The sequence below is a fragment of the Nocardia sp. genome, from assembly GCF_025465275.1.
Taxonomy (GTDB): Bacteria; Actinomycetota; Actinomycetes; order Mycobacteriales; family Mycobacteriaceae; genus Nocardia.
In genome coordinates, this window is the sequence record NZ_JAODNK010000018.1 from 13317 (window position 1) to 29213 (window position 15897).

Below are 15897 nucleotides of genomic sequence, written 5' to 3' on the forward strand. Positions count from 1 at the left end.
GTGCAGGGTACGGAGTTGGGTGGAGTCGGAGCCGGTAGCGATCGCGGAGTAGGTAGTCCCCCCGCATCGGAGCCGTTTCCCCTCACGCCCGGGCAGCTCGGCCTCTGGTACGCACAGCTCCTCGATCCCGAGGTTCCGCTCAATGTCGTGAATTACGTGGACGTGCGCGGGCCGCTCGAGGCGCCGGTGCTCGAGCAGGCGATCAATGCCGCCATCCACGAATTCGAATCCCTCGTGGTGCGCCTGGTCGAGATCGACGGGCAGCCACGGCAGTTCGTCGATCTCGCGAATCGGTTCGAGGTCCCCCTGGTCGACTTGCGCGGGGCCGCCGATCCGCTGGCCGCCGCCGAAGCGTGGATGCGCGCCGACTACACCGCTCCGGTGGATCTGCTCAACGGCAGCCTCTTCGCGAGCGCGGTACTGCGGGTTTCCGACGATCACCACCTCTGGTACCTGCGTGCGCACCACATCGTGATCGACGGTTTCGGCGCGCTCACCACCATGATGCGCATGACCGAGCGGTACAACGCGCTGATGAGCGGCGTGGAACCGTCCGACATCGAGCCCGGTTCCCTGCGCGAGCTGGTCGCCGGCGAACAGGACTACCGCGACAGCGAGCGCTTCCTCGAGGACCGCGAGTACTGGGCCGGCCGGGTGCGCGGCCTGGAGGCCACCACTCTCAACCGGCGCACGGCCCCGGCCGCGGCCACCAATCTGCGTCTCGGCCGGCTGTTGCCGCCGCGGGTGCTGGATCGGATGCACGAGGTCGCGGCCGCGCACGGGGTGAAGTTCGCCGCCGTTGTGGTCGCCGCCTTCGGCGCGTACCTGGCCCGCCTCATCGATCGGGACGAAGTCGCGATCAGCCTGCCGGTGACGGCGCGCACCGACGATATGACCCGGCGCTCCGGCGGCATGCTCTCCAATATCGTGCCGCTGCGGCTGGCGATCGGCCCAGCGGCCACCTGGGCCGATCTGCTGGCCGGCGCCCGGACCGAACTGTCCGCCGCGGTGCGCCGTCAGCGCTACCGGGCCGAGGACATTCGCAAGGACGTCGATCGGGACGGGCAGCAGACCCGGCGTGCGCTGTTCGGTCCCCAGGTCAACCTGATGATGTTCGACGTCACCCTCTCGATCGACGGCGCCCCCGCGCGCTTTCATATGGTCAGCTCGGGTCCGCTCGAGGATTTGGGCCTGCAGATGTACTACGCCGATGCGGGCAAGGTGACGCTGGAGCTGGAGGCCAATCCGAACCTCTACAGCACCGACGAACTCAGCCGGCATCATGCGCGTTTCACCACATTCCTGGAGCGGCTGCTGGAGCTGGATCCCGCCGCGCCGCTCGCCGCCGTCCCGGTGATCACCGAGCTGGAACGCGAAGTGAGCCTGCGGATCTGGAACGACACCCGCCGTCCGGTGGCTGCCGAGGCCACGCTGGTGTCGATGTTCACCGCGCAGGTGGCGCGGACGCCGGACGCGGTGGCGCTGCGGTACGCCGGGGAACCGGCCGCCGAGCTCACCTACGCCGAACTGTCGGGCCGCGTGAATCGCCTTGCCCGCCATCTCATTTCACTGGGCGTCGGTCCGGAGACCATGGTGGCGCTGCATCTGCGCCGCTCGCCCGAGCTGGTGACGGCGCTCTACGCCGTGCAGGCGGCGGGCGCGGCGTACGTGCCGCTGGATCCGGATCATCCGGCCGAGCGCACCGGCCACATCCTGGCCACCGCGCGACCGGCGGTCGTGCTGACCAGCACCGTGGATCGGCCCGCGGCCGAATTCGACGCCCCGGTGCTGTGCCTGGACGAACTGGTGCTCGCCGGGTACTCCGACGCACCGCTCGCGCCGTCGGAACTGGTTGCGCCGCTGCATCCTTCGAACACCGCGTACGTCATCTTCACCTCCGGTTCCACGGGTCTGCCGAAGGGTGTGGCGGTCAGCCACGCGTCCATCGTCAACCGCCTGGTCTGGATGCAGTCCGAGTACAACCTCACCGCGAGCGATGTGGTGCTGCACAAGACGCCGGCCACCTTCGATGTGTCGGTGTGGGAGTTGTTCTGGCCCTTGCAGATCGGCGCGAGGCTGGTGGTCGCGACGCCGGACGGGCATCGTGATCCGGCGTATCTGGCGCAGGCCGTCACCGACGAAGGCGTGACGGTCGCTCACTTCGTGCCCGCCATGCTGTCGGTCTTCGTCGGCGAGCTGGTCGCGGCCTCCGCGCGCAGCATGCGGCTGCGCCTGGTCTTCGCCTCCGGCGAGGCGCTGCCCGCCGCGACGGCGCAGCGGCTGCGCGCGCTGACCGGTGCGCGGCTGCACAATCTCTACGGCCCTACGGAGGCGGCGGTCGACGTCACCTTCCACGAGGTCACAGACTTGGACATCGACGGTGTGCCGATCGGCGCCCCGGTGTCCAATACCCGGCTGTACGTGCTCGATTCACGTCTACGGCCGGTCCCCGTGGGGACCCCGGGTGAGCTGTATCTGTCGGGGGTTCAGCTCGCCCGGGGCTACGTGGCGCGACCGGGGTTGACGGCCGAACGGTTCCTCGCGGATCCGTTCGCCGGACCCGAGGAGCTCGGCCGCCCCGGTGAATTGATGTACCGCACCGGCGATCTGGTGTGCTGGACGCCGGAGGGCGAACTGCGCTACCTGGACCGCACCGACTTCCAGGTGAAGCTGCGCGGCCTGCGGATCGAACTCGGTGAGATCGAAACCGTCTTGGCGGCAATCGATTCGGTGCGCCAGGCGGTGGTGCTGGTGCGCGAGGAGCAGTTGGTCGCGTATGTGGTGCCGGTCGAGCCGGAGGTGCTGCCTATCGCACAGTTGCGGGCCGCGGCGGCCCGGGCGCTGCCCGCGTACATGGTTCCCGCCGTCTTCGTGCGGCTCGAGGCCTTGCCGCTGAACTCGTCCGGCAAGCTGGATCGCCGGGCCCTGCCCGATCCGGAACGTACGGTGGTTCTTTACCGCGCCCCGGAATCTGTGGTGGAGCGTTCGGTGGCGCGTGTCTTCGGTGAGGTGCTGGAGCGCGAGAGCATCGGCCTGGACGACGACTTCTTCACCCTGGGCGGCAACAGCCTGATCGCCACCCGGGTGGCGGCGCGGCTGAGCGGCGATCTGGGTTGCCGGATCGGTTTGCGCGAGATCTTCGGCGCGCCCACGGTGGCCGCGCTGGCGGCTCTGGTGGAGCGCCAGTTCCTCGACGACGATGCCGAATTCCGTACGTCGGTACCGGAATTGGCCGTGCGGGAGCGGCCGGAGGTGCTGCCGCTGTCGCCCGCGCAGCAGCGCATCTGGTTCCTGAACCGCTTCGATACCGCGAGCGCCGACTACAACATGCCGTTCGCGCTGCGCCTGCGCGGCGACCTGGATGTGGCGGCATTGCGCGGTGCGGTCGCGGATGTGGTGGCGCGGCACGAGGTGCTGCGCACCGTCTTCCCGCAGACCGTGGCCGGTCCGTGCCAGCGGGTGCTGCCGGCGGCGGTGCTGTCCCCGTTCGCGGTGCTGGAGTCGTTTGCGGAATTGTCGCTGCCGGATGTCGGGATGGCGGATTTCGAATCGCTGGGTGCGGGCCTGATCGTCGGCACCGACCTGATCGTGTCCGTCGAGCCGATCGCGGCGGCGGACCTGGATGCCGAATTGCGTGGTTTTGCGGAGCGCGGATTCGACCTGGAAAACGAGATCCCCTTCCGCGCCCGCCTTTTCGAGGTGGGTGCGGAAGGGCATGCGGCGGAGGAGGGCAACCAGGCCGCTAACGATCACGCGCTGGCCGTCGTGCTGCATCACATTGCCGCCGATGGGTTGTCGCTGCCGGTGCTGGCACGGGATTTGGTGAGCGCCTACACCGCTCGCCGCGCCGGGCATGCGCCGGGCTGGACGCCGCTGGCGCTGCAGTACGCGGATTACGCACTGTGGCAGCGTGAGCGGCTGGGCGATGCCGCCGATCCGCATTCGCTGCTGGCACAGCAGTTGTCGTTCTGGACCGAGACCCTGGCGGGCGCTCCGGAACAGCTGGATCTGCCGTCGGATCGGCCGCGGCCGGCCGTGGCCAGTGGCCGTGGTGGTGTGCACCAGTTCGAGATACCGGCCGGTCTCCATGTAAAGCTGCTGGAAACGGCTCAGCAGCATGGTGTTTCGACCTTCATGCTCGTCCACGCCGTGGTCGCGGTGCTGCTGTCGCGGCTTTCCGGCGAGAACGACATCGTTATCGGCACCCCGGTCGGCGGTCGCGGGGAACGCGAACTTGACGAACTGATTGGTATGTTCGTCGGCACCCTGCCGCTCCGCACGCAGCTCGACACGCGCGTGCCCTTCACCGAATTCCTAGGCGCCGTACGGGAATCCGATTTGGCTGCCTTCGCACACGCCGATGTGCCGTTCGAGCAGCTGGTCGAGGTCCTGAATCCGGCGCGCTCGCAGGCCCGTCATCCGGTCTTCCAGGTATCGCTGTCTTTCACCGGCGTCGGGAATATCGGTGTCGAACTGCCCGGATTGCTTGCTACGGCGGGTACGCTGGATACCGGAGTGGCTAAGTTCGACCTATCGATCGCGGTCACCGAAAGCTTCGCCGGTGCCGGTCCCGGGGAAGGTCCGGCACCGGCGGGGATTCACGCGGAATTCTCTTTCGCCACGGATCTCTTCGACCCCGCCTCCATTTCCGTTCTCGCAGGCCGCTTCCTGCGCCTGCTCGAGGTCGCCGCCACCGCTCCCGCGACCGTTGTCGCCGAGCTCCCCCTGCTCTCCGAGCCGGAGTACACCGACCTCGCCACGCGCTCCGGTGGTGCGGTAGCAGCCACCGGGCTACTGCCCAGTGTGCTCGAGGAAGCCGTCGAGGCTGATCCCGACAATATTGCCATTTGCGACGAACGTCGCGCCCTGACCTACGGCGAACTCGATGCTGCGTCATCACGTTTGGCGCGGCTGCTCATCAACCGCGGGGTGGGACCGGACGATCTGATCGCCGTGGGTGTGCCACGTTCACTGGAGCAGGTGACGGCCGTCTGGGCCGTGATCAAGTCCGGTGCGGGCTGGGTGCCGGTGGATCCGGGCTATCCGGTCGAGCGCATCACCCATATGGTGACCGATTCGCGGGCGGTGCTGGGCCTGACCACCGTGGCCGCGCACGCCGCCATGCCCGCCGTGCTCCCGTGGCTGCTGCTCGACGATTCCGAATTCCGCAGTGCCTGTGGCGCTTTCGCTGACACTCCGATCGGCGATGCGGATCGGGTGCGGCCGCTGCACGCGCAGCACGTCGCCTACACCATCTACACCTCGGGTTCGACCGGTCTGCCCAAGGGTGTGCTCGTCACGCATGCGGCACTGGTGAGCCTGGCGGCCGAGCAGACCGCGCACTACTTCGGGCATCCGGGCGCGCGAGTGCTGAGCGTCGGCTCGCCCTCGTTCGACATCTCGGTCATGGAACTGCTGCTCGCGGTGAATTCCGGCGCCACCATGGTGATCGCGCCGGCCGGTGTCACGGCCGGCGTGGAACTGGCCGACTTCGCCCGGGCGCAGCGGGTGACCCATCTGGGCATGACCCCCTCGGCCGCGGCCTCGCTCGATCCGGCGACGCTGCCCGATGTGCAGTCGATCGCGGTCGGCGGCGAAGCCGTTCCGGCGGAACTGGTGCGGCGCTGGATTGCGGCCGGCCGGATCATCATCGATGCCTACGGCCCGACCGAAACCACCGTCGTGGTCAATATGTCCGAGCCGCTGCGGGCCGGCGAGCCCGTCACCGTCGGCCGTCCGATCCGCGGTGTGCGGGAATGGGTGCTCGACAGCGCGCTGCAGCCGGTGCCGGTGGGCGCGACCGGTGAGTTGTACGTCGCCGGTGCGCAATTGGCGCGCGGTTACCACGGCCGCCCGGACCTGACCGCGAACCGCTTCGTGGCCTGCCCGTGGGCGCCCGGTCAGCGCATGTACCGCACCGGTGATCTGGTGCGCTGGAATGCCGACGGCACCGTGATGTACATGGGCCGCAATGACTCCCAGGTGAAGGTGCGCGGCTACCGCATCGAACTCGGTGAGATCGAGGCGGTGCTGGCCGAGCAGGAGCAGGTGCGCCAGGCCGTGGTCGTGGTGCACAGCGATGCCGCCCGCGGTGATCAGCTGGTGGCCTATCTGGTCCCGGCCGATGCCACGGCCGGGGTGTCGGCCGAGACGGTGCGGGCGAGCCTGCAGGGCCGCCTGGCCCCGCATATGGTGCCCACCGCGTTCATGGTGCTCGACGAGCTGCCGATGACCCCGAACGGCAAGCTGAACCCCCGTGCCCTCCCGGCGCCGGAGTTCGCGGCGCGCGAGTTCCGGGCGCTCGGCTCCTCGGCGGAGCGTCTGGTCGGCGCCGCCTTCACCGAGGTGCTCGGCCTGACCACGCCGATCGGCGCGGACGACGACTTCTTCGAACTGGGCGGCAATTCGCTCATCGCGACCCGGCTGACGGCCCGGCTCGGTGCGGCCCTGAACGCCCGGGTACCCGTGCGCCTGATCTTCGACGCCCGGACGGTCGCCGAACTCGCTTCCGCGCTGGCCGAATTCGCCGGTACCGGCGGCCGCCCGCCGCTGGTGGCGGGGGAGCGGCCGGAGCTGGTGCCGCTGTCCTACGCGCAGCAGCGCCTGTGGTTCCTCAATCGCTTCGACACCGATTCGGTGGCCGACAATCTGGTCGCCGCCATCGAGCTCACTGGACCCCTGGATCGCGTGGCGCTGGCAGCGGCCCTCACCGATGTGATCGAACGGCACGAGACGCTGCGCACCGTCTACCCGGCGGTGGACGGTGTGGGCTACCAGCGGGTGCTGCCGATCGCCGAGTCCGCTGTCGACTTGATCGCCGAGGCGGTCGATCCGGCTGCTCTCGACGAGCGCATTCGCGTGCTTGCCACCACCCCGTTCGCGATCGGCGACGAAGCGCCGCTGCGGCTGACCCTGCTGCGCGCCTCGTCCGCCGGCGAGATCGAGCACGTGCTCGTTTTCGCGGTGCACCACATTGTCGCCGATGGCTGGTCCATCGCGCCGCTGACCCTCGACCTGATGGCCGCCTACTCCGCGCGCCGCGCCGGAACCGCGCCGCGCTGGACCCCGCTGCCGGTGCAGTACGCCGATTACGCGCTGTGGCAGCGTGAGCTGCTCGGCGCGGCCGAGGACGCGGAATCGGTACTGGCACAGCAGTTGCGCTTCTGGCGCGACGAGCTGTCGGGGCTGGCCCCCGAGCTGGTGCTGCCGACCGATCGGCCGCGCCCCGCCACCGCCTCCGGCCGCGGCGCCCGGTACGAGTTCACCCTGGACGCCGGACTGCACACCCGGCTGCGGGAGATCGCCGAGCAGTCGCACGCCTCGCTGTTCATGGTGCTGCACGCCGCCTTCGCCGCGCTGCTGGCGAAAACCTCCGGGCAGTCCGATATTTCGATCGGCACCCCGGTGGCCGGGCGTGGTGAGCAGGCCCTGGACGGTCTGGTCGGCATGTTCGTCAATACCCTCGCACTGCGCACCGAGGTCGCGCCGCGGCGCTCCTTCACCGATCTTGTCGCGTCCGTGCGCGATGTGGACCTGCGCGCCTTCGCCCATGCCGATGTGCCGTTCGAGCGTCTGGTGGAGGCGCTGAATCCGGTCCGCACGCCGGGCCTGCATCCGCTCTTCCAGGTGGTGCTGGACCTGCAGAACACCACCACCGCCGCCCTGGAACTGGACGGGTTGCAGGTGTCGCGGCTCGATATCGACACCCACACCGCCAAATTTGATCTGCAGCTGACGCTGGCCGACAGCGCCGACGGCGGCCTCGCGGCCGTATTCACCTATGCCACCGATATTTTCGAGGCCGACGGCATTGCGGTGCTGACGCGCCGGTTCGAGCAGGTGCTCGCGGCGGTGACGGCGGATGCCGGTATCGCGGTCGGCGATATCGAGGTGCTCGACGCCGGTGAGCGGCGGCGGGTACTGCACGAGTGGTCGGCCACCGGTGCGGACAGCTCCGAAGACGACACGCTCGCAGCACGTTTCGCGCTGGCGGCCCTGATCGATCCGCAGGCCCCCGCGGTTCGCTCCGGGGATATCACCCTCACCTACGGTGACCTCGATGCCCGCGCCAACCGGCTCGCGCGCCGGCTCATCGCCGCCGGCGTCGGTCCGGAATCGCTGGTGGCGGTGGCGCTTCCGCGCACCGAGGAGCTGGTTGTCGCCCTGCTCGCGGTGCTCAAGTCCGGTGGCGGCTATCTGCCCATCGATCCGAACTACCCGGCGGATCGCATCGAGTACGTGCTCGACGATGCCCGCCCGGTGTGCGCCATCACCAGCGCCGCCGCGAATCTGCCCGCAGGCTGGTTCGGCGGTCCGCTCATCGATCTGGACACCGTGGATCTGGCCGGCTTCGCCGCCGCGCCGATCACCGATCAGGATCGCCGCGCGCCCCTGGACCCGGGCAATGTCGCGTACGTCATCTACACCTCCGGCTCGACCGGCCGCCCCAAGGGCGTGCTGATCCCGCACCGGAATGTGGTGCGGCTGCTGGACAATACGCGGCGCCTCTTCGAATTCGGGCCGTCGGATGTGTGGACCATGTTCCACTCCTATGCCTTCGACTTCACCGTATGGGAGCTGTGGGCGCCGCTGCTGTCCGGCGGCAGCGTCGTGGTGATCGACTACTTCACCTCGCGCTCGCCGCAGCAGTTCCGGGAACTGCTTGCCGCGCAGCGGGTTACGGTGCTGAACCAGACCCCGTCGGCCTTCTACCAGCTGATCGCCGCCGATCAGGCGCACGACCGCGACGATCTGGCCCTGCGCTGGGTGATCTTCGGTGGCGAGGCGCTGGAACCGGCGCGCCTGCGCGACTGGTTCGCCCGTCATCCGCAGACCCCCGCGCTGGTGAATATGTACGGCATCACCGAGACCACGGTGCACGTGTCGCATCGGTTCATCACCGCCGAAACCGGTTCCGCCAGTGCCATCGGTGGCGCCCTACCGGGACTGACCGTGCGCGTGCTGGATTCGCGACTGCGCCCGGTTCCGGTCGGCGCCCCCGGCGAAATCTATGTCTCCGGTGGGCAACTCGCCCGCGGCTACCTGGCCCGCCCGGCGCTGTCGGCGGCCCGCTTCGTGGCCGACCCGTTCGGCGCGCCCGGCGAATCGGCCTACCGCACCGGTGATCTCGCCCGCTGGACCACCCAGGGTGAGCTGGAGTACCTGGGCCGCGCCGATCAGCAGGTGAACCTGCACGGCTTCCGGGTGGAGCTCGGCGAGATCGAGGCCGCGCTGCTGGACGAGCCGCAGGTGCGTGCGGCGGCGGTCATGGTGCGCCACGACGACACCGTCGCCGAGGGCCGGATCGTCGGCTACGTGGTGACCGATTCCGCGATCGATACCGTGGTCCTGCGCCAGGCGGTGGCCCGGCGGCTGCCCGAGCACATGGTGCCCGCCGCCCTGGTGGTCGTCGACCGAATCCCGTTGACCGTCAACGGCAAGCTGGATCGCGCCGCCCTGCCCGCCCCGATCTTCGAGACCGCGGCCTACCGCGCGCCCGCCACCCCCGCCGAGGTGGCGGTGGCGCGGGTCTTCGCCGAACTGCTGGGCATCGAGCGAGTCGGTGTGGCCGACGATTTCTTCGCGCTGGGTGGCAGCTCGCTGCTGGCGGCCCGGGCGGTCGCCCGCCTCGGCGTGGCTCTCGACTGCGAGATCCCGGTGCGCGCGCTCTTCGAAACCCGCAGCGTGGCAGCGCTTGCCGCGTATGCGCACGAGCTCTCCGGCGCGGGTGCGCGGCTCGCGCTGACCCGGCGGACCCGCCCGCACCGGCTGCCGCTGGCGCCGGCGCAGCAGCGCATGTGGTTCCTGAACCGCTACTGGGCCGTCGAGGAGACCTCCGGTCCCGGTGCGGCAGCGGATAATATTCCGCTGGTCATCCGCTTCTCCGGTGCGCTCGATACCGCCGCGCTGGCGGGTGCGCTCGCCGATCTGGTGCAGCGGCACGAGACTCTGCGCACCGTGTACCCGGACGGTCCGAACGGACCGGAACAGGTGATTCGCACTGTCGCGGAGAGCCTTCCGGCACTGACCACCGAGCGCATCGACGAGTCCGAGGTGGATGCCCGGCTGGTCGCCGCCGCCACCCGCGGCTTCGATCTGACCGTCGAAACCCCGCTGCGCGCAGCACTGTTCACGGTGTCCGAGACCGATCACGTGCTGGCCCTGGTGCTGCACCACATCAGCGCCGACGGCTATTCGCTCGGCCCGCTCGCCACCGACCTCATGACCGCGTACACCGCCCGCCACGACGGCGCGGCTCCGGCTTGGCAGCCGCTGCCCGTGCAGTACGCCGACTACGCCCTCTGGCAGCACGAGGTGCTGGGCTCGGACGCCGATCCGGACTCGGAATCGGCTCGGCAGCTGGACTACTGGCGCACCCAGCTCTCCGGCCTGCCCGAACAGCTGGACCTGCCCGCGGACCGCCCGCGCCCGGCGGTATCGACGCAGCGCGGCGGCACCCACCGCAGCACGGTCGACGCCGACCTGCACGCCGAGCTCGCCGCGCTGGCCCAGAAGCTGGACAGCACGCTGTTCAGCACGGTGCACGCCGCGCTGGCAGTACTGCTGGCCCGGCTGTCCGGCACCTCGGACATCGCCATCGGCACACCGGTCGCCGGCCGTGGTGAGCAGGCCCTGGACGGTCTGGTCGGCATGTTCGTGAATACGCTCGTGCTGCGCACCGAGGTCGATCCGGGCGCCGGCTTCGACACCCTGCTGGCCGGCGTTCGCGCCGGTGACATCGCGGCGCTCTCGCACGCCGATGTGCCGTTCGAACGCCTGGTGGAGGTGCTCGCTCCCGCGCGGGCACAGAACCGGCATCCGCTGTTCCAGGTCGCGCTGACCTTTCAGAACTTCCCGCTGCCCACCCTGGTACTGCCGGAGCTGCTGGCCGCGTCGGCGCAGATCGAGTCGGGCGTCGCCAAGTTCGATCTGCAGTTCACCGTCACCGAGACCTGCTCCGACGGCGGGCACACCGGTGGCCTGGATATCGAAATCACCTACACCCGCGATCTTTTCGACGCCGACAGCATTGCCCTGCTGTCGCGCCGCTTCGAGCAGGTGCTGGCGGCGGTAGCCGCCGACTGCACCGGCGCGGTCGGCGATATCGACCTGCTGCGCGCCGACGAGCGGGCCCGGGTGCTGACCGAATGGAATGCCACCACTCGCGAACTCGAACTACCGGAAGGCGCTGCCGCTACCCTGGTTTCGCTGTTCGAGGCGCAGGTGCGGACCACCCCCGAGGCGATCGCGGTCGCCTTCGAGGGAACAACCCTGACCTACGCCGAGCTGGCGAACCGCGTACACCGCCTGGCCCGCAAGCTCATCGACGCGGGTGTGGGAGCGGAAGCGCCTGTCGCACTGGCCATCCGCCGCTCCGTCGATCTGGTTGTCGCCATGTACGCGGTGCTGGAGGCCGGTGGCGCGTACGTGCCACTGGACCCCGACCAGCCCGCCGACCGCATCGAATACGTGCTGGACACCGCTCGCCCGGTGGTCATCCTGACCACCACCGGCGACGATTTCCGCACCGAGGACATCGCTCCGGTGCTCGCCGTGGACGCCCTGGACCTCACCGGCTACCGCGCTACGCCGGTCGCCGATGCGGAACGCCGTGTCCCGCTGCGGCCGTCGCACACCGCCTACGTCATCTTCACCTCCGGCTCGACCGGCCGCCCCAAGGGTGTGGCCGTGGAGCACGCCGCGATCGTGAACCGTCTGCTGTGGATGCAGAGCGAGTACCCGATCGGCGCGGATGACGCTGTGCTGCAGAAGACCCCGGCCACCTTCGACGTCTCGGTCTGGGAGTTTTTCTGGCCCTTGCAGACCGGCGCTCGCCTGGTCGTCGCCAAGCCGGACGGCCATCGCGATCCGGCCTACCTGGCGCGAATCATCGCTGAAGAAGGCATCACCACAGCCCATTTCGTGCCCTCGATGCTGTCGCTCTTCGTCGCAGCCCTCAGCGATATCTCCACCGCGACGTCCACCCCCGTCGTCCCGGCACGTTTTTGGCCGGGATCCACCGCTGGATCCCGGCCACAAGCACGCCGGGATGACGGGGGATTGCGCCTGCGGCAGGTTTTCGCCTCCGGTGAGACGTTGCCCGCGAGTACCGCCCAGCAGCTGCGGGCACTTACCGGTGCCGCACTGCACAACCTCTACGGCCCGACGGAGGCCTCGGTCGACGTCACCCACCACCAGGTCGTAGATGCCGATATCGCGTCCGTCCCGATCGGGCGCCCAGTGTGGAATACCCAGCTGTACGTGCTGGATTCGCGCCTGCACCCCGTCGCGCCCGGTATCCCGGGTGAGCTGTATCTGGCGGGCGATCAGCTGGCCCGCGGCTACCTCGACCGCACAGACCTGTCCGCGGATCGCTTCGTCGCCAACCCGTACGCCCCCGGGGCCCGCATGTACCGCACCGGTGACCTGGTCAAGTGGACCACCGCCGCGAGCGGCGAATCGGGTACTGCGGGCGAGCTGGAGTACCTGGGCCGCACCGACTTCCAGGTGAAGCTGCGCGGTCTGCGCATCGAGCTCGGTGAGATCGAGTTCGCGCTCACTGCACGGGATTCCATCGCCCAGGCCGTGGTCGTGGTCCGCTCGGACGATCGTCTCGGCGATCAGCTGGTCGCCTACCTGGTCGCCGCCGCCGCGACCATCGATGTCGACGAGGTGCGGGCCGCCCTGTCCGCCGCCCTGCCCAGCTATATGGTGCCCGCCGCCTTCGTTGTGCTGGATGCCCTCCCGCTCAATGCTTCCGGCAAGCTGGATCGCCGCGCGCTGCCCGCGCCGGTGTTCGCGGCCAAGGTCTTCCGCGCGCCCGCCACTCCCGCCGAGAAGACCATCGCGGACGTCTTCGCCGACCTGCTCGGTGTCGAGCAAGCGCGGGGAGGCGGAGCGATCGGCCTGGACGACGACTTCTTCGAGCTCGGCGGCAGTTCGCTGCTGGCCGCCAAGGCGGCCGCCCGGATCGGCGGCCTGCTCGGCGCGACCGTCGGGGTGCGGCTGCTGTTCGAGGCGTCCCGGGTCGGCGATTTGGCTGCCCGCGTAAGTACCGCGGCCGCTTCGGTTGTGCGCCCAGCACTGGTCGCCGGCGTACGCCCGGAGCAGCTGCCGCTCTCACCGGCGCAGCAGCGCATGTGGTTCCTGAACCGCTTCGACGGCAATTCGATCGCGTACACCATTCCGCTGGCGCTGCGCCTGACCGGCGAACTGGATGTGGCCGCCATGCAAGCCGCAGTCGCGGCCGTCGTCGCCCGCCACGAGACCCTGCGCACCGTCTACCCGGAGACCGCCGCGGGTCCGGTACAGGTGATCCTGCCCGCCGAGCGGGCCGTGCAGGCCCTGCAGCCGATCGACTCCACCGAAGCCGAACTGCCGCAGCGCATTCTGGAGCTGGCCGCCGCCTTCGACGTCACCTCCGAGGTGCCGGTGCGGCTGCGCCTGTTCCGCATTACCGACGCCCGTCGCACCGAATACGTCTTCGCCGGTGCGCTGCACCATATTTCGGCCGACGGCTCCTCGGTGGTGCCGTTCGTCCGTGACCTCATGCACGCCTATGGCACGCATCTGGCGGGTCAGGCGCCGGTGTGGTCGCCGATGGCGGTGCAGTACGCGGACTACGCGCTCTGGCAGCGTGCGCTGCTCGGCGCCGAGGACGATGCCGAATCGCTGTCGACACAGCAGATCTCGTTCTGGCGGGACACCCTCGCCGGACTGCCGGATCAGCTGGATCTGCCCACCGATCACCCGCGCCCGGCCCGGCAGAGCCTGCGCGGCAAGCACCTCACCGTTCCCGTCGATGCCGAACTGCACGCCCGCCTCGCCCAGCTCGGCCGCGGTCACGGCGCGACGCTGTTCATGGTGGTGCACGCCGCGTTCTCGGCCCTGCTGGCCCGGCTGTCCGGCACGGCCGATATCGCCGTCGGCACCCCGATCGCCGGTCGTGGCGAGGCGGCGCTGGACGACCTCATCGGCATGTTCGTGAACACGCTGGTGCTGCGCACCGAAATCGTTGCCGCCGAACCGTTCTCGGCGCTGCTGAACCGGGTCCGCACGGCCGATATCGCCGCCTTCGCGCACGCCGACGTCCCGTTCGAGCGCCTGGTGGAGGTGCTGAACCCGCAGCGCTCGACTGCCCGGCACCCGCTGTTCCAGGTCGGCCTGTCCTTCCAGAACCATGAGCGGGCCACGCTGCGGCTGCCCGGCCTGTCGGTCTCGGAGGTCGAATTCGACAATGCGATCGCGCAGTTCGATCTGCACCTGTTCGCGGTCGACCACTACGGCCCGGCCGGTGTGCCCGCCGGAATGGATCTCACCCTCGGTTATGCCACCGACCTGTTCACCGAGGCGACCGCAGCACGATTCAGCGCGGCCCTGCGCCGAGTGCTGGAAACCATTGCCGCCGAGCCGGAAACGGTGATCGGCGCGATCGATCTGCTCGGCGGGGACCTGCGCCGCCAGGTGCTCACCGAGTGGAACGCCACCGAGCGCGCTGTCGACCAGGTCACCCTGGTGGACCTGGTCGACAGCCAGGTCGCCGCCACCCCGGACGCCGTCGCACTGCTGAGCGCCGATGGCGAAACCGCCCTCAGCTATGCGCAATTCGATGCCCGGGTGAATCGGCTGGCGCGGCTGCTGCTGGCCGGCGGCGTCGGCCCGGAGCGCACCGTGGCGCTGGTCATGCGCCGCTCCATCGACCTGGTTGTCGCCATGTACGCGGTGGTCAAGGCCGGTGGCGCGTATGTGCCCATCGATCCGGACCACCCCGCCGAGCGCATCACCCACATTGTGGATACGGCCGCGCCGGTGTGCGTGCTGACCACGGCCGCCGACGGCGTCCCGTTCGAGACCGTCCTGCCGGTGCACCTGGTGGATCGCCTGGACGACACCGCCTTCTCGGCCGCACCGATCACCGCGGGGGAGCGGATCAGCCCGCTGCGCGCGCACAATCCCGCCTACGTCATCTTCACCTCCGGCTCCACCGGCACGCCCAAGGGCGTCGCGGTGCCGCACTCCGCCATCGCCAACCAGTTGCAGTGGCTGCGCAGCACTTTCGAGCTCGGTGCGAACGATCGTGCGCTACTGAAGACCCCTGCCACCTTCGACCTGTCGGTCTGGGAATTCTGGTCCCTGCTGACCACCGGCGGCAGCCTGGTGGTGACCGCGCCCGGCGACGAGCGCGATCCGGACCGCCTGCGCGAGCTCATGGAGCGGCACGGCGTCACCGTGCTGCATCCGGTGCCCTCACTGCTCGGCATGCTGCTCACCACGGGTCCGCTGCCCGCCTCGATGCGGGCCGTGCTGGCCATCGGCGAGGCGTTGCCCGCCGCGACCGCCGTGGATTTCCTGGACAAGCATCCCGCGGGCGCCGCCCGGCTGTTCAACCTCTACGGCCCGACCGAGGCCGCGGTCTCGATCACGTCCTTCGAGGTCGTCGAGCAGCCCGCCCAGACCGTGCCGATCGGCGCTCCGGCCTGGAACAGCGGCGCGTATGTGCTCGATGCCCGCCTGCAGCCGGTGCTGATCGGCGTACCGGGTGAGCTGTACCTCGCGGGCGCGCAGCTGGCCCGCGGCTACCACGGCCGCCCGGCGCTCACCGCCGATCGGTTCGTCGCGAACCCCTTCGGCGAAGGACGGCTCTACCGCACCGGCGATATCGTCCGCCGCCGCGGCGACGGTGTTCTCGAGTACGTCGATCGCGCCGATTTCCAGGTGAAGATCGGTGGCTTCCGCATCGAACTCGGTGAGGTCGAGACCGCGCTGCGCCGTCAGGACGGAGTGACCGCCGCGGTCGCGGTGGCCCGCACCACCGGCGACTCCGGAGCCCGGCTGGTCGCCTACGCGGCCGTGCCCGGCGCCGACCCGGCCCGCTACGACGAGGTGGCGGCCGGATTG

General features: G+C 69.8%; 1 protein-coding gene (cut by a window edge). It reads left to right on the forward strand.

The genetic code is table 11. From position 1 onward, the window contains the following. Positions 1-15897: the 5' portion of a non-ribosomal peptide synthase/polyketide synthase gene (locus JWN03_RS04625; protein WP_297610169.1), read on the forward strand. 2178 nt of this gene lie beyond the right edge of the window; the window shows 15897 of its 18075 coding nt (coding positions 1-15897); its start codon is at positions 1-3; its stop codon lies beyond the right edge, outside the window.